General features: G+C 67.5%; 20 protein-coding genes and 2 pseudogenes. 10 read left to right on the plus strand and 12 right to left on the minus strand.

Annotation, left to right across the window (positions count from 1 at the left end):
• Positions 1-175: 175 nt before the first annotated feature.
• Positions 176-1,246 carry a zinc-dependent alcohol dehydrogenase family protein gene (locus LRD69_RS08855; RefSeq protein ID WP_277326008.1) on the minus strand — a complete coding sequence of 357 codons (1,071 nt, stop codon included), beginning with the start codon at positions 1,244-1,246 and terminating at the stop codon, positions 176-178.
• Between LRD69_RS08855 and LRD69_RS08860 the strand changes: the two genes are divergently transcribed.
• From LRD69_RS08860 to LRD69_RS08870, 3 genes are all read left to right on the plus strand, one after another.
• Positions 1,245-1,505, plus strand: coding sequence for a hypothetical protein (locus tag LRD69_RS08860; RefSeq protein ID WP_277326009.1), 261 nt, complete (start codon positions 1,245-1,247; stop codon positions 1,503-1,505). The two genes, LRD69_RS08855 and LRD69_RS08860, sit on opposite strands and share 2 nt — an antisense overlap.
• A 615-nt stretch (positions 1,506-2,120) precedes the next feature.
• Positions 2,121-3,371: a helix-turn-helix transcriptional regulator gene (locus tag LRD69_RS08865; RefSeq protein WP_277326010.1), complete on the plus strand. Its 1,251-nt coding sequence runs from the start codon at positions 2,121-2,123 to the stop codon at positions 3,369-3,371.
• Positions 3,372-3,467: 96 nt separating this feature from the next.
• Complete coding sequence (locus LRD69_RS08870) at positions 3,468-3,710, plus strand: hypothetical protein (RefSeq protein ID WP_277326011.1); 243 nt, start codon at positions 3,468-3,470, stop codon at positions 3,708-3,710.
• Positions 3,711-3,842: 132 nt separating this feature from the next.
• Here LRD69_RS08870 and LRD69_RS08875 read toward each other — a convergent pair whose 3' ends face one another.
• From LRD69_RS08875 to LRD69_RS08890, 4 genes are all read right to left on the minus strand, one after another.
• Positions 3,843-4,325, minus strand: coding sequence for a cupin domain-containing protein (locus LRD69_RS08875; RefSeq protein WP_277326012.1), 483 nt, complete (start codon positions 4,323-4,325; stop codon positions 3,843-3,845).
• A gap of 178 nt (positions 4,326-4,503) precedes the next feature.
• Positions 4,504-5,712 (minus strand): cytochrome P450, encoded by a 1,209-nt coding sequence (locus LRD69_RS08880; protein WP_277326013.1) that lies wholly within the window; start codon positions 5,710-5,712, stop codon positions 4,504-4,506.
• A 39-nt stretch (positions 5,713-5,751) separates the two neighbouring features.
• A complete protein-coding gene (locus LRD69_RS08885; protein ID WP_277326014.1) occupies positions 5,752-7,146 on the minus strand; it encodes an FAD-dependent oxidoreductase in 1,395 nt (464 codons plus the stop codon).
• A complete protein-coding gene (locus LRD69_RS08890; RefSeq protein ID WP_277326015.1) occupies positions 7,136-7,363 on the minus strand; it encodes a ferredoxin in 228 nt (75 codons plus the stop codon). The genes LRD69_RS08885 and LRD69_RS08890 overlap by 11 nt, the downstream gene beginning before the upstream one ends.
• A gap of 335 nt (positions 7,364-7,698) precedes the next feature.
• On the opposite strand from LRD69_RS08890, the gene LRD69_RS08895 reads away from it, so the two are divergent.
• A complete protein-coding gene (locus LRD69_RS08895; protein WP_277326016.1) occupies positions 7,699-7,947 on the plus strand; it encodes a hypothetical protein in 249 nt (82 codons plus the stop codon).
• Positions 7,948-8,042: 95 nt separating this feature from the next.
• On the opposite strand, the gene LRD69_RS08900 is transcribed toward LRD69_RS08895, so the two are convergent.
• From LRD69_RS08900 to LRD69_RS08910, 3 genes are all read right to left on the minus strand, one after another.
• Positions 8,043-8,996: a DUF5996 family protein gene (locus LRD69_RS08900; protein WP_277326017.1), complete on the minus strand. Its 954-nt coding sequence runs from the start codon at positions 8,994-8,996 to the stop codon at positions 8,043-8,045.
• Between the two features lie 253 nt (positions 8,997-9,249).
• Positions 9,250-9,456 carry a transposase gene (locus LRD69_RS08905; RefSeq protein ID WP_277329675.1) on the minus strand — a complete coding sequence of 69 codons (207 nt, stop codon included), beginning with the start codon at positions 9,454-9,456 and terminating at the stop codon, positions 9,250-9,252.
• Positions 9,457-9,609: 153 nt separating this feature from the next.
• The gene (locus LRD69_RS08910) at positions 9,610-9,870 is read right to left on the minus strand and encodes a hypothetical protein (RefSeq protein ID WP_277326018.1); all 261 of its coding nucleotides are present in this window, start codon (positions 9,868-9,870) and stop codon (positions 9,610-9,612) included.
• Between the two features lie 138 nt (positions 9,871-10,008).
• On the opposite strand from LRD69_RS08910, the pseudogene LRD69_RS08915 reads away from it, so the two are divergent.
• A pseudogene (locus LRD69_RS08915) lies at positions 10,009-10,188 on the plus strand (IS5/IS1182 family transposase); the annotation flags it as partial.
• 28 nt (positions 10,189-10,216) lie between these two features.
• Here LRD69_RS08915 and LRD69_RS08920 read toward each other — a convergent pair.
• Both LRD69_RS08920 and LRD69_RS08925 read right to left on the minus strand, forming a co-directional pair.
• Complete coding sequence (locus LRD69_RS08920) at positions 10,217-10,435, minus strand: PLD nuclease N-terminal domain-containing protein (protein WP_277326019.1); 219 nt, start codon at positions 10,433-10,435, stop codon at positions 10,217-10,219.
• 1,010 nt (positions 10,436-11,445) lie between these two features.
• Positions 11,446-12,489, minus strand: a complete 1,044-nt coding sequence (locus LRD69_RS08925; RefSeq protein WP_277326020.1) for an NADP-dependent oxidoreductase — start codon at positions 12,487-12,489, stop codon at positions 11,446-11,448.
• Between the two features lie 100 nt (positions 12,490-12,589).
• Between LRD69_RS08925 and LRD69_RS08930 the strand changes: the two genes are divergently transcribed.
• From LRD69_RS08930 to LRD69_RS08945, 4 genes and pseudogenes are all read left to right on the plus strand, one after another.
• Entirely contained in the window at positions 12,590-13,507 is a 918-nt protein-coding gene (locus LRD69_RS08930) for a LysR family transcriptional regulator (protein ID WP_277326021.1), read from the plus strand.
• A 271-nt stretch (positions 13,508-13,778) separates the two neighbouring features.
• The gene (locus LRD69_RS08935; RefSeq protein ID WP_277326022.1) at positions 13,779-14,360 is read left to right on the plus strand and encodes a hypothetical protein; all 582 of its coding nucleotides are present in this window, start codon (positions 13,779-13,781) and stop codon (positions 14,358-14,360) included.
• Between the two features lie 375 nt (positions 14,361-14,735).
• Positions 14,736-15,095, plus strand: a pseudogene (locus LRD69_RS08940) (tyrosine-type recombinase/integrase); the annotation flags it as partial.
• A gap of 900 nt (positions 15,096-15,995) precedes the next feature.
• A complete protein-coding gene (locus LRD69_RS08945; RefSeq protein WP_277326023.1) occupies positions 15,996-16,223 on the plus strand; it encodes a hypothetical protein in 228 nt (75 codons plus the stop codon).
• Positions 16,224-16,913: 690 nt separating this feature from the next.
• Here LRD69_RS08945 and LRD69_RS08950 read toward each other — a convergent pair.
• A complete protein-coding gene (locus LRD69_RS08950; protein ID WP_277326024.1) occupies positions 16,914-17,045 on the minus strand; it encodes a hypothetical protein in 132 nt (43 codons plus the stop codon).
• A 254-nt stretch (positions 17,046-17,299) separates the two neighbouring features.
• Positions 17,300-17,791: a DUF4265 domain-containing protein gene (locus LRD69_RS08955; RefSeq protein WP_277326025.1), complete on the minus strand. Its 492-nt coding sequence runs from the start codon at positions 17,789-17,791 to the stop codon at positions 17,300-17,302.
• 303 nt (positions 17,792-18,094) lie between these two features.
• Here LRD69_RS08955 and LRD69_RS08960 point away from each other — a divergent pair, with 303 nt between their 5' ends.
• Positions 18,095-18,889 carry a DUF4097 family beta strand repeat-containing protein gene (locus LRD69_RS08960; protein ID WP_277326026.1) on the plus strand — a complete coding sequence of 265 codons (795 nt, stop codon included), beginning with the start codon at positions 18,095-18,097 and terminating at the stop codon, positions 18,887-18,889.
• The last annotated feature ends 14 nt before the right edge of the window (positions 18,890-18,903 follow it).

Below are 18,903 nucleotides of genomic sequence, written 5' to 3' on the forward strand. Positions count from 1 at the left end.
GGAGCTTCAGCCCCCTCGATATCCCGGAGAGTGCTGTCAACGCCCCGGGGATCTGCAGATCAAGAAGTTCCGGTCGGCCGAGCGGTGCGGATTGCCTCGGCCGGGCGGCGCCGCGGGCGTCGGCGGCCTTGCCCCGCCGCGGCCGCACCGCCGCCGGCACCGGCCGGGCCGCGTCCTACCTGTCGTCTTCGTCCTGGCCATCTTCGAAGACGAAGAGCGGCTTGGCGCCATGTGCGGGTGCTTCGGCGAACGAGATGGCTTCAGTGAAGCGTTCGAGCGGGAACGGCTCGCCTTGGGGGATGCTCAGCACGTCATCAGCGACGAGACTGCGAACCTCGGACAGCGCGCGCAGCGCATCCGCAGGTGAGGCAGTGCCGAACCAGCGGTTCAGCCAGAAGCCACGGACTGTTTTGGTCTCGTAGATGACCGAGCGTGCCTGCAGCGGGATCGTCAGCGCCGCCGGGTCGGTCTGCCGATGGGTGGAGAGCGCGCCGTAGACCACGACCTCTCCTCCCGGAGCCAATGCCTGGGATACCTGGGCACCCACATGGCCCGCGACACAGTCGGTGGCCTTGCGCACGCCGGCCGGTCCTGCAATCTCGGCCACACGCTGCAACAGGTCCTCGTCCTCAGTGCAAATGACCGCGTCACCACCCAGCGCTTTGATCTCCTCGACGGCATCGCGCCGCCGTACGACATTGATCGTGCGCATACCCAAGTGCCTGGCCAGCTGGATGACGAGCCGGCCGACGGTGGAGCCCGCGGCCGTCTGCAACAACCATTCGCCCGGCTGTACGTCGAGTTCGCGAGTGACCAGGAGCAGCGCGGTCAACGGGTTGACGGCGAGTTGACAGGCGCTGGAGTCGCTCAGCTGGTCGGAGACCGGTAGGAGCCTTCGTGTATCGGCAACAAGGTATTCCTGCCAAGTACCGTCCACATGCGGCCCGGGTACCGCCGGGACAGCAACGGCCACCACACGCTCGCCGACCTTCAGTCCCGCCGTATCCGGACCCAGGGCCTCAATGCGGCCCACGCATTCCATGTGACCCCCGACGGTGGGAAACTCAGGGGCGAAACCATAGCGGCCACGCAGCACGTGCAGATCACTCGCGTGAATCGGAGTCGCCTTCACGCGGATCAACGCCTGACCGGCTGCTGGCGTGGGAACAGGCCGGGATTCCAACCGCAGGACATCGGCCGGCTCGCCAACCTTTCCGGCTACGAGCGCGCGCATGGATTCTGGCATGAGTGACCTCCTCTCTCAGTGCCCGGCCAACTCGGCGGGGATTCTGGACAAGAACATCGCCGGCGGCGGCACCCTCGTCGGCGACCAGGTTCTGGACCGTTGTTTCTCGACGGAGCAGCCCGTACGCAGAGCGTCATCGGCGTCAGGTCCCCACCGGGCCCTGTGCCGACTCGCCCAGCATGATCATGGGAGCGAGCCGGGTTCGTGCGGCCTGCTGAGGTCCGTGATCAGGACCGGTCGCCGCAGCGAACTGATCTGAGGTCAGGGTGGAGAATCGGCGAACGGATCGAATGCCTGAAGGTGTCGGCGAGATTCTTGACGAGCGTCTGTGCGCTGTCAGTCATCATTGATCACCTCGCTGCACTGGACCCCGGTCGCACGCCCTGCCAAGCCCGCCGCGCGCACCGCACCCGAAAGCCCCTGGAGTCCCCGACCTCACGCTAAGCGCCACTGACAGCCTCTGCAATCCAGCCTCCGACGGCTCCACCTGGTCGCCAGTCCGTATTGCCGCAGGCGAAGGAGCGAGGTCGGCGTATCGCCTTTGGCCGGTAGCTGCTTGACAACGTATCGGAACTGCTGACGCGATAGAGCGGGTGCGTGTGGCCCTGCGCGCCTTGCCATCGGCGCCGCCGTCATCACCGGTATCACCGGCATCGCGTTCTGGCCGTCCTACGCCCACCTGCACGATGTCGCCATGGCCTGCGGGCTGCACGCCGACACCGCCCGCGCACAGGCTGGATCGTACGACCAGCCGCTGACAAGCACCGGGAGCACGGCGCAGCTTTCGTGCGTCCTGGATCACACGACGCCACACGTGAAAAGGGCCCCGCCCCCTACTCTGACAGTGACGAGCTGGACAGAGAGGGGCAAGGCCATGCCGCGCGATGCTACCCCGGACCCATACGCCGACCCCATGGCATTCGGTCAGCGCATGCAGATCCTCCGCACAAGGCGCGGCATGAGCCGCCCCGTGGTGGCCGGCCTGCTCGGCATGTCCCCGTCGTGGGTGAAGCAAGTTGAGGCGGGACAGATCCGGATGCCCAGGCTTCCCGTGATCCTGCGTATCGCCGAGCTGCTGCGCGTGCGGGACCTCTCCGATCTGACCGGCGATCAGAGCCAGGCAGTAGACCTGTTCATCGGACCCGGCCACTCCCGGCTGCCCGCAGTCCGGGATGCTGTCAACGCCCTGTCGCTGGACGGGGACCACAAGGCTCCATCTGCTGAGCACCTGGGGGCCCGGCTCGCGAAGGCGTGGGCAGCGCGGCACCAGGCACCCAACCACCGCGAGGTCATCGGCGGCCTGCTGCCCGGCCTGATCCGCGACGCCCAACTCACCGTGCGGCAGGCTGATTCGGCAACGGACCGACGCGCGGCGCAGGCCGTGCTGTCCGAGGTCTACTCGCTGTCGCAGTTCTTCGTGGCTTACCAGCCCGACAGCGCCCTGCTGTGGCGGGTGGCCGAGCGCGGCATGGTCGCTGCGCAGGAGTCCGAGGACCCGCACGCGATCGGCGTCGCCGCATGGCTGGCAGCGCAGGCACACCGCGATTCAGGGCCCTCACATTTCGACGCCGCCGACGCCATGACGATGGAGGCCCTCGGCTACCTCGACCGATTCCTGCCCGACGCCGACGACCGCACCGTCGCCATCGCGGGCGCGTTGCAGTTCGAGGCCGGATACACCGCTGCCCGCCGAGGAGAGAACGGCTCCGCGTGGGCGTGGTGGGACAAGGCGCAGGCCACCGCCCGCCGCCTGGCCCCCGGCTACTACCACCCGATCACATCGTTTTCGCAGGCCATCATGGGCGCCCATGCCGTGACGGTGGCAGTGGAGCTGCGGGCCGGCGGGGAGTCGGTGCGGCAGGCCGTCGCAGCGGACGCGACCTCGATTCCGTCCCGGCCGCGGCTCGCCCGGCACCGGATCGAGGAGGCCCGCGCGTACCAGCTCGATGGGCAGGCAGAGACCGCGCTCGCCACCCTGGAGAAAGCGCATCGGGCCGCGCCCGAGACGATCCGCTACAACGGCTACGCGAGGCGCATCGTGCTGGAGGAGACGGAGTCTCGAGTCCCGGCCCGACGACAGCGCGCTGCTGTGCTCGCCGAGCAACTCGGGCTCCTCGCCGCGTAGCTCGAACCCATGAACGAGGGGCAGGGATCCTGCCCCTTGTTCGCTGTGCCCGCTCGTACCGTCAGGAGACTGCCGACGAGACGATCTGGGGACGCCATGGCCGTGAGGGATCTACCGCCAGTCAACGAGCTCACCGAGCAACAGCGCCGCGGGTGGCATTGCGTCTGGTGCCGGCACCCCCTCACGGTGGGCGACGACATCGACCTCGGAGAGCGGCGCGCCCGGCCGACCGACGGGGCCGCGTACTCATGGTTCCCCCGCGCCTGCGCCGACACCGAGGCGTGCACGGAGCGGACCGAAAAGCAGGCCACGGACCCGCTGCACCAGGGGCGGGCGTGAGGTGCGCCCGATGTGACCAGGCCGACGGTGGCCGTGGTGCGGGCAGGCCTATGTCCGGACGAGGTCGGCGAGCGCGTACATGGATCACGGTTTCGGGCATGCGTACGAAGATCACCCGTGGGCGTGGAGGCCCTAGTCGTCGAGCATGTCGGTGGTGTTGTACTGGTCGTGCCTGATCCTGAAGGCTTTCAGCTCTTCGCTGCTGCGCTGTGAGTACTCCGCCAACTTCTCGAAGTACTCCTCCCTGGGAGCTCCCGGTGTGAAGAGCAGCAACAGCGATACCGGGTCGTCGCTGTCGTTCTGGAAGGCGTGGAGCCCGCCGGGCGGTACGTAGAGGAAGTCACCCTCGCCTCCTGTGACCCAGCGCTCACCGTTGTAGAGCCGGATTTCGCCGGAGAGGACGTAGAAGGACTCGGAGATCGTACGGTGGAAGTGTTCCGCGGCGCCCTTGACCTTCGGTCCCATGTCGATCTTGTACAGGCCGAACTCGCCGTTGGTGTTCTCCTGGCTGGCCACGTAGCTGATGAAACCGGTGTCGGGCTCCGGGGACGCAGGTCGGAACCATGCGCTGACCTGGCCTCTTTCGCCGAGATAGCGGGGCTCTGGATAGGACATGGCGACTTCCCTTCGGGTCGGCGGTATGGCACCGCACAGGAGGGGCCCAGGGAGGCGTCATGCAGCACCGCACTGAGCTGGCCCTGATCGAATCGACCACGCACCGGACTGCGGAGCCGGACCGCCTGCGGCCAAACTGCCACTGACGAGTGCCGAGGTCGGCATCGGGCGGCGATGCTCAGGCTCTGAGGCCTTCGATGGCGACGGGAAGATGGCGGGGGCCCCGCAGAACCGCGTTGGCGCGGTACGGCGGCGGGTCCTCGAGCAGGCCGGAGAACTTGACCCGGCGAAAGAGTTCGGGCACGGCCAGATGTAGTTCTATACGGGCGAGCGGGGCGCCGAAGCAGTAGTGGATGCCGGTGTAGAAGCCCAGGTGCTCGTTGTCCTTGCGGTCGGGATCGAACCGGTCGGGGTCCTTGAAACGTTTGGGGTCGCGGTTGGCCGCGGCCAGCATGAGCCAGACCGGTGAGCCCTTGGGAATGGTGGTACCGGCGACGTCGATGTCCGCCAGGGCGGTGGTCCACGGGACGAACTGGACCGGGGGCTCGTATCGCAGTACTTCCTCGATGAGCGGGACGGCCAGGTCCGGGTCCTTCTGGAACCGGTCAAGGACGTCGGGGTGGCGCAGCAGTGTGAGGGTCGTGTTGGTGATCGCGTTGACGGTGGTCTCGTGGCCGGCGACGAGGAGCAGCACCGCGGTGGCCTCCAGGTCTGCCGGTGTCATGTCGGGGACGAGCGCGCTGAGCATCCCGGGGCCGGGGTGGCGGCGTTTGGTCTCGATCAGGTCGGACAGGTAGGCGCCGATGTCCTGGCGCGCCCGCTGTGCCTTTTCCTGGCCGCTCCCGTCGGCGGCTTGGGGATCGATTCCGGACGCCAGGGCGTCGGCCCAGCCGTGGAAGAGTGGTTCGTCCTCGCGCGGCACGCCGAGGACCTTGCAGATGGCGGTGACGGGGAGGGGGTAGGCAAAGTCCTCGACGATGTCGACCTGGTCCTTGCCTTCCAAGGCGTCGAGCAGCTCGGTGACGACCTTGGCCAGCTCTCCGCGCAGACCGTCGAGGAATCCGGGGCTGTGCGGAGGACCGAACGGCCGGTTGATGGTGTCGCGCAGCCGGTCGTGCTCGGGCGGGTCGGTGAAGATGAAGCTGGGCGGCAGACCGGTCTCCTCCGACGGCTGCCCGGGACGGACGTGGCCCGGTGGGCGGTGGCGTGTGTCGTTGCTCAGCCGCGGGTCGTTGGCCAGGTTCCGCACCTCGTAGTAGGTGCTGACCAGGTAGGTGCCGTCGTCCTCCCGCCTGACGGGTGTCTTGCGCAGTTCCGCGTAGAGCGGGTACGGATCGGCCCGATTGGCGTAGTCGGTGATCTGCGCGGAGATGGTGCCGGGCGTCATGGTGTCTCCTACGAGCTCCGGGCGGCACAGGGCCGGTGATCAGGCATGCGATGGAACGAACTCGACACGCCGCTCGCTCGGTGAGTGACCCGTCAGCGTGACCGTGGCCCCGTGGGTGGGCAGGTGGGGGTCGGGGAAGGCCGGGTCGATCGGCTGCAGCGTTTCGGTCCGACGGTCGACCGTGCAGTATTGCGGCGGGAACGGTGCGCCGGCCGCGATCTGCTGCTCATAGAACCCCAGCCACTTCGCTCCGTCGAAGGAGGCCGCGGCGATGACACGACCGCGGTACCCGTACACCGCGACGAACCGCCCCTCGTCGAGCGCCCCCTGGGCGACGACCAGCTGGTCGCCCAGCGGGGGCACACCCACCGACTTGATGTTGACACCGAACTGGGAGGACCAGAAGGTCGGCAGCCACAGATGGGGACGGCGTTCCGGACCTGCACAGATCATGTTGTGGGCGGCGATCTCGGCCTGTTCGACCGCGTTGCCCCAGTGCTCCAGCGACAGGAACTGGTAGTCGAACAGCGGGTGGGGGCTGCGGGCGACGTCGCCGGCGGCGTAGATGTCGTCGGTGACGATGCCGTTGACGTCGAACACCCGGCATCCGGCGTCGCAGGCGATCCCCCTGGGGCCGGCGGCCACTCCGGAGCCGGCGAGCCATTCGGTGTTCCGCATCGCACCGAGCGAGACGACCGCCACCTCCACGTCGATCGCCGAACCGTCGGACAGATGGGCGCGCCTGAGTCGTCCCACATCGTCGCCCTCGAGGGCAGTGACGCTGATGCCGCAGCGCAGGTCGACTCCGTGCTTGCGCTGCAGCCCGTCAGCGACCGCGCCGATCACTCCGCCGAGTGCGCCCACCAGCGGTGCCGGGCCGCGTTCGGCGACTGTGACCTCGAGGCCCAGCTCGCGGCAGGCGGAGGCGACCTCGGAGCCGGTGAATCCGGCGCCGATCACCAGTACCCGGGACACGCCACTTGTCAGCTTCCGGTGCAGGCGTGCGGAGTCGTCGCGGGTACGCAGCACGAACACCCCGTCCAGCGCGGCCTCTTCCGGGTGGAACCAGGGCCGCGCTCTGGTCCCGGTCGTGATCAGCAGACGGTCGTAGGGGACGGTGTCGCCGTTCGCCAGGCATACCTGCTTGGCGTCGCGGTCAAGGCTTTCGGCGGCAACGCCCAGGCGCCATTCGGCGTCGATGTCGCGCCGCCGTGGCAGTGCGGTGTCCTCGGGCCGTGCCCGTCCGAGCAGTGCCTGCTTGGACAGCGGCGGCCGGTCGTACGGTTCGTACGGCTCGTCGCCGATCATGGTCAGCGATCCGGCGAAGCCCTTCTCGCGCAAGGTCTCCGCCGCGCGCAGACCCGCCAGCGAGGCGCCGACGACAACAATGCGGCCCTGCCGGCGCAGGACCTCGACGTCCGTGTCAGCCGACATGGGGCTCCACACCCTTCGTCGGCTCGTCGGAGTAGTCGACAAGGATGGCTTGGACCGGGCAAGCGGCAGCAGCCTTTTCCACCCGGTCACTTTGTGCCTCGTCGAAGCGAGGGGAGAACAGCAGCGCTTCGTCCCCGTGCAGGGAGAAGACATCCGGGGCGAGAAAGACGCACTGCGCGTACCCCTGGCACCGGTTGAGATCGACGACAAGCCTCATCAGGAACACGCTCTCTGCAGGGCCGCGGTCGCCGTCGGCTCCGCAGTCCTTGCGCTCGGTTCACGATTGGCGGACATGCCTCATGTCCAGGGTCGCCCCCTCCAGGGCTGGCTTGCAAGGCGAGGGGTTCAGGGCGAGCCTCATCTGACCAACCGCGTGTCTACCGCTGTCGGGGCCTCCCCCTGTTCCGTGAGCGTCGTCCGCCAGCGACCGCTGTTCCCCGCTGTTTCCCGACTGAACGGGCACGGGAGGGGTACACGACGGCCTCGTTGGTGGGCGTGGGCATGCGACGGGCAGGGGCACGTCAGACTGCCGCTATGTGGATACCAGTGGCAGTGACGACAGTGCTCTTCGTGCTCGCGTCGGTCTCTGCGATTTTCCAGGCCAGCAAGGGCCAGTGGTGGACCGCTGCCGCGCATTTTCTGCCTTCCCTCGGTGTGGCCGCGATGCTTGGTGGCATGGAATGGCAGCACACGCCGCTCTTCTGGCTGGCGGGCATCATGTTCGTAGTGGCCGGCTTCGGCGCGGAAGCCATGGCCTACTGGAGAACTCGAACGGCTGGCAGGGGGCAGGTGGACCAGTGATCGCGGCCACGTGACGGCCCGCCGCCCGTGAGGGCGGCGGGCCGACGAAATGGAGCCCGCAGGTAGTCGGCCTTGAGGACCAATCCCGACCTGATTCAGCCGTGCTGGTGCTGGACGAGCGCGGGCGGTGTCCTGCTCATGTACCAACCCTCGACGCGGGGTCCGACGAGGTCGGACGGCCAGCCGGCCGTCTCGACGGCGGCGTCATAGACGGCGTCACCGAACGCCACAATGGCCTGGTGCGGGTCCGCTGTCTCCCTGAGCTTGGCCCACGGCAGACGAACCAGACCAGCGTCGGGATGCCAAGCGGCGCCCTCAACACCCCAGGACCGGCCTCCGAGACCGTCCGGCTGGGGCCAGATGTACGCGTACATGCCGACGTTCGGCGCCGTGGCATCCCCGAAGGAGAATCCCACCGACACGTACGCGTCGAGCTGGGCGTTCTGCATGAACGGCGGCTGGTCGGGCGGCGGTACGGTGGGCTGCGCCCGGTAACGCGTGGCGGACAGGTCGAAACCGCCCCACATCACACCGACCCGGGGGTGGTGTCCCAGAAAGGGGGCCTGCCACGCCTCGAGCCCGTCAGCGGCGAGGTTGAACGCTGTCCAGATCAGTCGGGCCGCGTGGCCGTCCCAGGTGCGTTCGACGTTATCGTCCTCGAAGCGCGGCGGGGCATCCGGAATCTCGCAAATCAACGAGGTGCGTGGTCGGTGTATGCCGAGCTCGTCTGCCGCATCGCAGAAGGACGCATAGAACGTGGCGACTGATCCCTTGGACAATGGCACCGTCCGCGAGCCGTTGTCGGCCTCGATGACCACGCCACCGTCGAGCAAGTTGTAGTGCACCGTGAAGGTCACGCCTCGCTGCCGGAGGGTTGGCGTACTGAGCCCCCGGGGGGTGACATCGAGGACGATGTTTCCCCAGCCGACTTCGAAGGGCTCGTCAAGGGTGTACTTGCCTGCGACCTGTACCACCCGGTTCACGTAGTCAAGCATGGGTGCCAGGTCCTCATAATCCAGCGTCGGCCACGCATTGAGACGTTCGCTCACAGGGAGCCTCCCAACGTGTCGATCGGATCAGCGGGAGGGGACGTCACATACCGCGCCCGCTCCCCCATGCAGCGACGGGCGGGCCTCGGACACCGAACTGCGATCCAGTAACCAATTCTCACACGCAGGTCAGGGTCCTGCCCGCTCGGTGGCGCCGGGCGTCCGACGTGCCGGGCCAGCAGTCACGCATCGGTCACCTCGGTGACGACGGCGCGACAACCGTTGTCAACAGCTCACAGTCTGCTGAGCAGGCCTACTGTCTCCGCAGCACCTCGTTCGCCCGCCTGAGCTGGACGTTCTCCTTGCGCAGGACCGTGAGTTCCGCGCGTTCATCGGTGGTGAGGCGGTCGTCGCGCTCGCCGGCGTCCGCCTCGGCCTGCCGGATCCAGCCGCGCATGGCCTCCGGGTGCACGCCGAGCTCGGCGGCGAGCGTTTTGATCTGGGGCCTCGGGTCGGAGATGCGCTACATCCGCACCGCACGCTCACACAACTCCAGCGGTATTTCCTGGGGGCGGCCATGGTCCATGTTCCTCTCATGAGCACCATCTGACCCTCTGTCAACTCACTCCGCTCCCGGGGAAATCCGAGTCGCCCAGCAGAGGCATATGCCTTGTCAGCGACTGGCCCGTTGCCAGGCCGGGTCGAGAGCGATCTGCTGGAGCTGCCCTGTGTCGAGGGCAGGCTCCTTGCGGATGGCGGCAAGCGGATAAGCAGGGGCGTTGAGAGCGGAGATCACGACGCGCAGGCCGTCCGGGCGCAACGTGTCGACGGACCATTCGACCGTCCCCTTCCCGCCACCGTCGGCGGCGGCCTTGCTGACGCTGACGCGAGTGCCGTCGGGGAGGGTGTCGGCCTTGCGGAACAGCTTTGCCATGTTGGGGTGTTGGGGATTCCACCGCTGAACGTTCACTGCGATCAGGCTCTCGCCCCGGCCGTCGTCGACCACGAGGTGCCCGAAACCCTCCGATCCGGCCATTCCGGTGCCGGCGGACCGGGTCCGCAACCGGCAGAGCGCGGTTCGCGCGGTGGCAGGCCGCCGAAGTTCGACGGGGACGACTACAAGCAGCGGCATGCTGTCGAGTGCGGCATCAACCGCCTCAAGCGCCACCGATCTGTCGCCACCCGGTACGACGAACTCGCCGTCCGCTACGAAGCGACCGCACTGGTCGCAGCGATCAACGAATGGCTCTGAACGACGCAGGAGAGCGGTGAGTGAGAGCTCAGGCGGCAGACACTCGGTCCCCCGCGGAAGCGGAGCGCCTGCCCAGGTTGCGCCAGGCGATGGCGCCCAAAATCGGGAACAGGACCATGATGATCAGCCAGCCGGCCTTGGGCAACATGCGAATACGCTGCACAGGCGTCCTGATGCAGTCGACCAGGGCATAGACGTACAACACCGCGACTATGAGGTAAATCGCGTAGACCAACGCTGACGTCATCGGGTCACCTCGTGTGCCAGGGGCGCCTGCCCACTTGTGTGCGGCACAGCCTGGCCCCACTGCCCACCCATAGTAACGGCGTCACACAGCGAGGTAACAAGCCCCTTTTGCACCCCTACGGCCAGGAAAAGGGGCAGGGAACGCACGGCCGTCTCACAACGACCGCAGCAGCGTGACCACCCGCAGCCGAGATCCTTTCGCAACAGTCCCTAAAGCCCGTGCCGCTGCGGATCGTGGCCGATCTCACCGACGAGGGCGCCCCCCTGGACACAGCCGTAATCCGGCTGCCTGGAGGAGGACAAGCCGTAGTGGTGGTGAAAGGAGAGGCCCGCGGAAACCCATCGGAGATCCAGGAGGCCCCGGAGGCATGGCCGCGGACACAGCCACACCTTCAGGAGCTGCTGGACGACGAGCCACCAGCCGCTGCCGGCGCGTAGCGCGAACGCAGAAGCGGCCCGTCCCTTAGGGGACGGGCCGCTTCTGTATGTGCCGAAGCCTGGCTCTGATCTGCGGTCCCCTCAAGATCGGTTAGGGGATATTCAGGAGAAGGGGTGCGGTCGTGAGGGTGTAGTCAGAGTGCCTGAACGGGTAGCGAGAGTGCCTGAAAACGCAAGGAAAGCCCAGGTCAGATGTGCTCTGACCTGGGCTTTCCTTGTGAAACTTGCTGTTCAACGTGGTGGGCGCGGACGGTTTCGAACCGCCGACATCTGCTTTGTAAGTTCGCGCGGACGGGACGCCTGGGGCCCTCGTTCTTGCGTCCACGCCTCGTGCATGACTGTCTCGGGCTGCCCATGTCCGCTGTCGTTGATGTCACCTGGTGATGTCAGGACTAAGTGTGGTCTTGAGGTGCCGCCGCATCGCGGTTCGCAGGGCTTCGACTCCGGGAAACGGTCGGCCCCACTGTCGTGGTTCGCGCTTCTGCGACGGTCGCGGTCTTCTCGTAGCGGGTAGGCCAGACCGCGCGATTGCTTAAGGCGATTGATGCAGCGCTCGAGGGGCACGGATTCCCCTCATGACACCGGAGTTGGAGTGTCAGTTTGGGGACGGGCTTGCCTGGGGTCTCGCACGATGATCTTGCCGGTGTTCTCGCCGTGCAACATTCCCAGAAATGCGTCCACGATGCGCTCGAAACCGTCAACCACTGTCTCGTCCAGAGCGAGCCGGCCGCTCTGCAGATGCGGCACCGCGAACTCGTACAACTCCTCCTGTGCGTCACGGTAGTTGCTGACCAAGAAGCCCTCCATGCGGATGCTCTTCTCCACGATGTCCGCGTAGTTGAAGCGCGGCGATGGCGCGTCGGGGGCGTTGTACTGGCTGATCGTGCCGATGCGGACGATGCGCCCGAACTCGCGCAGCGCACCCACCGCCGCGGCCAGCTGCTCGCCGCCGACGTTGTCGACGAACACGTCGATGCCGCCCGGCGCGGCCTTGCCGAGCAGGTCGGCGGCGGGCCCGTCGTGGTAGTCGAAGACGGCGTCGTAGCCCACCTCCCGCGTGAGGTGGCCGGCCTTCGCCGCCGAGCCTGCGCTGCCCACGAGCCGACCGGCGCCGAGCAGTCTGGCGAACCGCCCGGTGGCCGTGCCGACCCCGCCTGCGGCGGCCGACACGAACAGGTCCTCGCCCTCCTGGAGCCGGGCGATCCGGGTCAGGCCCACATAGGCGGTCAGGCCGGTGCCGCCGAGGGTGCTCAAGTATGCGGTCAGGGGCACCCCATCGAAGCGGGGCAGCTGCCGGATCTCCTCGGGTGCGACCACCGCGTGTGTGCGCCAGCCTTGCCGGTGGAGCACGATCTCGCCTTCGGCCAGCCGAGGCGTGCGCGAGGCGATCACCCGCCCGATGGTGCGGCCCTCCAGCGGTGCGTTGAGCGCGAAGCCGCCGGGCACGTCGTCCATCATCTCGCGGTGGTAGGGATCGACGGACCAGTAGAGGTTTTCCACGAGCGCGCTACCGGCTGCGGGGTCGGAAAGCGTGGACTCAACGAAGGCGAAGTGCTCGGCGGTGGGAAAGCCGTGAGGGCGGGCGGTCTGGTGCACGGTGAGCGCGGTCTCGTTCATGCCCGGACCGTAAGGCGGGAATGCGCCACCTGGGCAGCCGGTTGGGCTCATGCGACACACCGTTCCATGAGCAGTTCTCATACGTTGAGGTGAGCGCCCCGTGGCCCGCACGACCGACTCCGATCTCGCTCCGCAGGAACTGCGCGTCCTGGTGGCGGTCGCGGACACCGGTGGCTTCTCGGCCGCGGCCGACGCACTCGGTCTGACCCAGTCCGCGGTCTCCCACTCGGTTCGGGGCAGCGAGCGCAAGATCGGTGCCGTCCTCTTCGAACGTGGCCGCACCGGTGCCCGCCCCACCCCTGCCGGAGAGAAGGCCATCGTGCACGCCCGCCGCATCCTTCGCCTGCTGGACGTCCTGACCGCCGAGGCGCGCGGCGCGGCCCGGTCCGATGCTGTGGAGGGGCCGCTGCGGATCGCGGCTTTTCGCAGCGCGGCTCTACACCTGCTGCCGCCCGTCCTGCAGCGGCTACGCGCCCGACACCCGAGGATCGAGCCTCGGGTGCGGATCGTACGCGAGGTGGGGCGCGGCACTGCGGGCGAAGTGGCCGACGGGAAAGCCGACATAGCCATCGCCACACTGGGCGGCTCGGAACCGCTTCCACCGGGTCTGGTCGCGAGCGGACTCCTTGAAGAGCCGTATGCCCTGGTGCACGCGACGGGTCACGCCGCCCCGCGCTCGCTGCCGCTGGTCGACTGGGCCGAAAACTGTGGCTCGTACACCCGCGACTGGTGGGCTGCACAGGACTGGATCCCGAAGGCGACCATCGAGGCCGAGGACGACGGAGCGGTGCTCTCCTTGGTGAGCGGAGGCCACGGAATGGCGATCATGCCCGCGCTCTCCTTGGTCGGAGCACCGAACTCGGTGGGGATCACCGATCTCGGCCCCGAGCGCCCGACCCGCCAGGTCGGCTATGTCACCACCTCCGAACTGGCCGGATCTGCTGTCGTGCGCGCCGTGGTGAGGGAGCTGCGGGCGACGGCTCAGCAGGGTGTGAGCTTTCTCAGCAGCGAGGCTTGATCAGGTCAAGCACGGCCTGAGCCGCTGACTGCTACCGGCGGACGATCTTGAAAACCGTCGTGGCGCGAGTCACCGTGGGTTCAAATCCCACACCCACCGCAGGTGAACGGCCCCTGACCAGGTAACTCGGTCAGGGGCCGTCACATTGGCTGCCGCCCGTGAGCGGCCGCTGTTCCCCGGGGTTCCCCGTTGGATCGGGCACGCCTGGGGCACGGCTTCCTCTTTCTGGCCGCCCCCTCGATGAGTCAGTGACACTCGCTATCGTCCTGCCATGACCTCAAGTGATCACCTGCTCGATCTGATCCAGAGCAGGCCGGACATCCAGGAACTGCTGCGGTCATCCTTCAGCTTCGACATCGAGCGGAAGCGGTGCGGCGACGGCTTGAGGCTTGCCTCGGGTCGGTCACTGGAGCCGATTGCCGGAGAGTTCGCCGGTGGTGCTTACCTCCTGTGTACTGAGGAGAACGGCCGCCAGCCGGTAGTGTTCGCGAGTTCCGAAGGGAAGGGCGGGCTGATCGCCGATGACCTCGCGGGCGCGCTGGAGATCATCATCGGGCTGGCTTGGCAGGACTGCCTCGGCTTCTCGGGCGGGGGCAACGTAAAGGTCATGCAAGTCTCTGCTCAGCACCTCGAACGGTCCTTGGCCAGGGACAATCCGGAGATCGCTGAGGAACGTGCCGCTGTGGCTGCGGCCCTGTCCCTGCGGGTTGTCTCTGTCGCCGACCTCGTCATCCGACTGCAGGAAGCCGCTTCAAGGACCGAACCCGACTACGTGGTGGTCGACGAGGACGGGCAAGCATACGGTTCCCCATTCGGCGAGTACTCGGAGCCTCGTCTCGGCGGCTGGCGCTGAACCGGAGCGCTCGCACGGGCCTTCCGCCCTGCCTCAACCCACCGTTCACCCCAGCTTCCATCCCGTCTGCCGTCGGCCCACACACCGTGGAGCGGGCGTGGTTCAGGGCGTCAAGGTGGAGCGCGCCACTGTACGAACAACCTTGACACCCTGGGGCGCGTCTGCTCGGCTCTGCCTGGGTTGATAGCAGACGGGATGGAAGCACCTCCGCGCACGCCACACTCGGCCGGCACTCGCGAACGGCGCCCCCGCCATCTCGGAGCCTGAGCGCCCCCGCCGGAGGCTCGTTCTGACCGGGGTGCTCCGTGTCCAGGTCTCTACTCATGGGCCGTAGCTCGCTGCGGCCCCAGGGGCCAGCCCGCGCTCGCGCGGGCACTTGACAAGCATGCCGAGGCGAGCCGTACGGGTCTGGTGTTCACCGGAGCAGGAGGCGGCCAGCTTCGTCGGAACAATTTCCGCCGCATCTGGCTGCGGGCTGCGGAGGAGGCCGGACTCGGGGACGTGCACTTTCACGACCTCCGGCACACGGGCAACACCCTCGCCGCGATCGGCGGTGCGACGACGCGCGAGCTGATGCAGCGCATGGGGCACTCGTCGGTGCGGGCTGCGCTGATCTATCAGCACCTGATGAACGGGCGGGACCATGGAATCGCCGCCCACGTCGATGAGCAGATCAAAAAGGTCCGCCCGGCCGAGCCCTCCGGGGAGGGTCCCGAGGAGGCATCTGGCACGTGAGTGGCACGACGCCACTCCCCCGCCGAAATCGCGGAGAAACGATCAAGACCCAGGCTCCCGGTTCGATACCGGTGACCTGGGCCTTTGTCGTGCTTCCTACTGGTGAGCGCGGACGGTTTCGAACCGCCGGCATCTGCTTTGTAAGGTCGATCCGACTCCGCTCTAGCTGCTGCCGTCGGCTGGTGCGACGGCCGGACAGAGACGCTGATGTACGCCCTCGTTCGGCGTCGTTGATGTCAGCCGTGGATGTCAGAAGCCTTCTGATCCGTAGCTCTACAGAGATGTCAGCGGGGGTCATAGAGGTCGCCGCACGGTCCCTCGCAGTGGCTGACAGTCATGGTCAGTCTCGGCGCTCTCCGGCGACAGGGTTCTTCAGGGTGGTCACATCCCCCGAATGGCTGCCACGATTCCCGCCCATTTCGATCACGCGTTCGAGAGTTGTGGTGCCCCGCTCCGCTGCTGCCCCAGCGCGGTCCCATAGTGGGCGGCGGTCAACGGCGCATCCTGTCCGATGGCACGCGATGTAACGTCAGTCTGTTCTTGGTGAGGGACAACTGAGTTTGAGTCAGGCATTGACCTCATAGCCTCAAAGGTAAGTTCGGCAGCCGTGTGGCGGCGCAGTGAACTGGGTCGCTTCTCTACTGCCGTGGGGGCATCTGCCGAGGTGCCACACACCCACGCGAGGGCCGTCTCATTTGTGCTTGAACGCGCACTCTTAGGCCGATCTAGGTAGATTCACACAGCGCAAGGGGTTCTGATCAATCAACCCAATCCACGCCGGATTGCCTAAGAGGTCCCACCCCAGCTGCATGAATGTCTTCGGTGCCGTTGGGTCCGATCTCAGGCAATCGATGGGCTGCAATGCCCTTCCGGCACATCAAGTCACACAGGGAGTACGTCATGAGCGCTTTCTCGATCTTCAACGGCGGCCGCGGTGGCCGTGGCGGCTTCGGCGGACGCGGCGGCTTCGGCGGACGCGGCGGCCGCGGTGGCCGTGGCGGCTTCGGCGGACGCGGCGGCCGCGGTGGCCGTGGCGGCTTCGGCGGAGGCGGCGGCTTCGGCGGCTTCGGCGGAGGCGGCGGCTTCGGCGGCCGTGGTGGCGGTGGCGGCTTCGGCGGCCGCTACTAAGCACCGCCGCTTCGCCTGAGGATCCTCATCGTGGGGGTCGATGGCTCGTCCGTCGGCCCCCCATCAGCAGCATGATCCCGCCCTGCTCCCTCCCCCGAGAAGGCGACCCCGCTTGGCGTACGCGACACACGCCGACCCGGCTGACACCAAGCCCGTGTCCCCGGCAGTCGAGGACAGTCCAGTGCCCCTCGCGGCACCGTGTCCTCGGCCGACGCGTTCCGCCGCTTCTGGCCATGGGCACGCCTCGACCGGTACCGGCTCGCCGCGAGTGCCATCCTTCTCATCGCGGGGTCCGCCGGTGAAGTCGCTTCGGTGTGGCTCTTCAAGAACCTGGTCGACCAAGTCCTCATCCCCCACCGGTTCACAGCGTTCCCGCCGCTGGCCGGGCTCATGGCCGCCGTGGCTGGTCGCGGCGCTGCTGACCTTTGCGGGCGAGTACCTGGCCACCTGGGTCGCCGAGCGCTTCCTCCTGCGTCTGCGTACCTCGGTCGTGGAACATCTGCACAGCCTGCCCCCCGAAGTCCACTTCGCTGGCTGCTGCGCAGATCTGCGCCAGCGCTCGTGCGCCCCTGCGACCGAGCGCTTAGAAGGCGCTTGGCGCGTTCACCTGGAATCGGCCCCTGGCCTGGGCAATCACGCGCCGGGGACGGGCTGCCACTCGACTTCGACACGCAGTCGACACGGCCCAGATCACTCGTAGATCGTCGCTGCGCGCAGCGCTCGTGCGAAGAACCTCCAGTCACCGCTGGCCGGCATCTCGCGGCCGGTGTTGCTGTACCAGCCGTCCGCGTCGTCGATCCATGCCGGTCCGCGTTCTCCCATGAGCTTCCATCCTCGGCGTGGCTGCGATGCAGTGAACGAACGAAGGCGGCCAGGGCTTCTCTGCTGTCGACGTGCTCAGGAGAACTGGTCATCCCTGGGACCCTACTTGGCACATCGGCTCTGAGGCCTTGGTGAGCGCCGCCTTGTAGGTTCGACCGGACGGCCGCCCAACGGGTCCGGGCCAAGGGAGATTACGGTGCTGACGGTCGTTCCGTGCCGTTGCTGTCCACGGTCGTTGATGTCAGTTGTGGATGTCAGGCCGACCCCCGTGTAATCCGCCACGCGGGGGTTACGCATCCCTCCTCAACGTGCCACCAGCCCATGCGCTCACCGTGGTCCAGGAGTTGTTGCACCTTACGGAGATCAGCTTCCGGAGGCACGTCCAGAGCGATCATGTTGAACTGATCCACTCCCTCGCCACCCACCCGGAGTTCCCAGAAGGCGTTGAGCACGCTCTGCCGGGCAGCCGCGGAGCCGCCGTCCCGGATCACGATCAATCGGATCGTGCAGTTCTCAGAGCTCCGGACCACTTCTCCGGCCCAGAGCCAGCCGTCAGCGTCGGCATGGGTGCGAACCACATCGCCATTCGCGATCCCACGAACGAACCACGGGGTGTTGGCCAGACGCGCAGTCCCATCACCCACGTCGATGGCCCATACGTTCTCCGCGCCAACCGGGGGCCACCCATCCTCATCAACCTCAAGGCGAAAGCTGACCTTCACGTGATCCGGTTCAATCGTCGTCATGGCCACAGAGTGCACGACACGACCGCCCCGCCGGCCGCCGCCCCTGGGCTCCCAGCTTGGGAGGCTGGATGGCTGCTTTGTAAGAGCAGCGCTCTACCCCTGAGCTACGCACCCGTGGATGAAGGAACAGCCTACATGGCCCATGGCCCATGCTCACAAACGGTTCCCCGGGCCTGCGAGACACCGGGGGATATCCCCACCCCGCATCCGGTGGCCGCCCGGATTCACCCCCGGCGCCGCTTTCCCTACGGTGGACGCACACCGGTGGGAGAGCCCCCCGGACCGGACGGGGGATCGATCGCCGTGGCACTCCACACCAGCACCCGCACTGCCGCCCGCAAGCCCGCACGCGCGCTCGTCGCGTCCGTCGGGGCTGTGGTCGTCGGCCTCTGTCTCTCCGGTTGCGGTGGTACGGACGTGGACAGCGCCCCGGTCGAGCACAAGGCGTTCGCGTTCGGGGGGAAGTCCCTGAGGATCGATGCCGGTGATACGGACGTGGAGCTCGTAGCGGCCGATGTGCACAGCATCGAGGTGACCCGCCGCGTCGACGGGTGGGTGGTCCTCGGGAGCGGGCCCGATGCCCGGTGGACGATGCAGAACGGCACGCTCACGCTCCGGGTGAAGTGCTCAGCGGTGATCAGCGACTGCGCCGCCCGGCATCAGGTGAAGGTGCCGCGTGGGGTCTCGGTGACGGTGGACGGTGACAACGGCAAGGTCGTCGCCTCCGGGTTCGACGCTCCTCTGACCGTCCAGTCCGACAACGGGCAGGTGACCGTACGTGACTCGAGCGGGCCGCTGACGCTGGAGACCGACAACGGGGCCGTCGTCACGGAGCGGATCTCCAGCAGGTCCGTCTCCGCGCAGTCGGACAACGGAGCGATCCGGCTCGGGTTCGCCGTTGTGCCGGATCTGGTGGACAGCATCACCGACAACGGCGAGGTGACGGTCGAGCTGCCGAAGGGTTCGGTGGCATACGCGGTGACTGCCGGGTCCGGGAACGGGGACGTTTCGGTACAGGTGCCGCGCAGCGACAGCAGCCCTCATGTGGTGAAGGCGCGCAGCGACAACGGTCGTATCACGGTGCGCAGCGCGCGCTGACCGGCCCGTGTGCG

The sequence above is a fragment of the Streptomyces sp. JH14 genome (assembly GCF_029428675.1).
Lineage (GTDB): Bacteria > Actinomycetota > Actinomycetes > Streptomycetales > Streptomycetaceae > Streptomyces.

Bases quoted from the DNA above. Each gene is read 5' to 3' on its own strand.
- LRD69_RS08935 (WP_277326022.1), top strand. From the start codon at position 13,779: ATGACCTCAAGTGATCACCTGCTCGATCTGATCCAGAGCAGGCCGGAC.
- LRD69_RS08925 (WP_277326020.1), bottom strand. From the start codon at position 12,489: ATGAACGAGACCGCGCTCACCGTGCACCAGACCGCCCGCCCTCACGGC.
- LRD69_RS08880 (WP_277326013.1), bottom strand. From the start codon at position 5,712: ATGACGCCCGGCACCATCTCCGCGCAGATCACCGACTACGCCAATCGG.
- LRD69_RS08890 (WP_277326015.1), bottom strand. From the start codon at position 7,363: ATGAGGCTTGTCGTCGATCTCAACCGGTGCCAGGGGTACGCGCAGTGC.
- LRD69_RS08950 (WP_277326024.1), bottom strand. From the start codon at position 17,045: ATGGGAGAACGCGGACCGGCATGGATCGACGACGCGGACGGCTGGTAC.
- LRD69_RS08875 (WP_277326012.1), bottom strand. From the start codon at position 4,325: ATGTCCTATCCAGAGCCCCGCTATCTCGGCGAAAGAGGCCAGGTCAGC.
- LRD69_RS08920 (WP_277326019.1), bottom strand. From the start codon at position 10,435: ATGACGTCAGCGTTGGTCTACGCGATTTACCTCATAGTCGCGGTGTTG.
- LRD69_RS08955 (WP_277326025.1), bottom strand. From the start codon at position 17,791: ATGACGACGATTGAACCGGATCACGTGAAGGTCAGCTTTCGCCTTGAG.
- LRD69_RS08860 (WP_277326009.1), top strand. From the start codon at position 1,245: ATGAGTGACCTCCTCTCTCAGTGCCCGGCCAACTCGGCGGGGATTCTG.
- LRD69_RS08855 (WP_277326008.1), bottom strand. From the start codon at position 1,246: ATGCCAGAATCCATGCGCGCGCTCGTAGCCGGAAAGGTTGGCGAGCCG.
- LRD69_RS08865 (WP_277326010.1), top strand. From the start codon at position 2,121: ATGCCGCGCGATGCTACCCCGGACCCATACGCCGACCCCATGGCATTC.
- LRD69_RS08945 (WP_277326023.1), top strand. From the start codon at position 15,996: ATGAGCGCTTTCTCGATCTTCAACGGCGGCCGCGGTGGCCGTGGCGGC.
- LRD69_RS08885 (WP_277326014.1), bottom strand. From the start codon at position 7,146: ATGTCGGCTGACACGGACGTCGAGGTCCTGCGCCGGCAGGGCCGCATT.
- LRD69_RS08910 (WP_277326018.1), bottom strand. From the start codon at position 9,870: ATGGCAAAGCTGTTCCGCAAGGCCGACACCCTCCCCGACGGCACTCGC.
- LRD69_RS08870 (WP_277326011.1), top strand. From the start codon at position 3,468: ATGGCCGTGAGGGATCTACCGCCAGTCAACGAGCTCACCGAGCAACAG.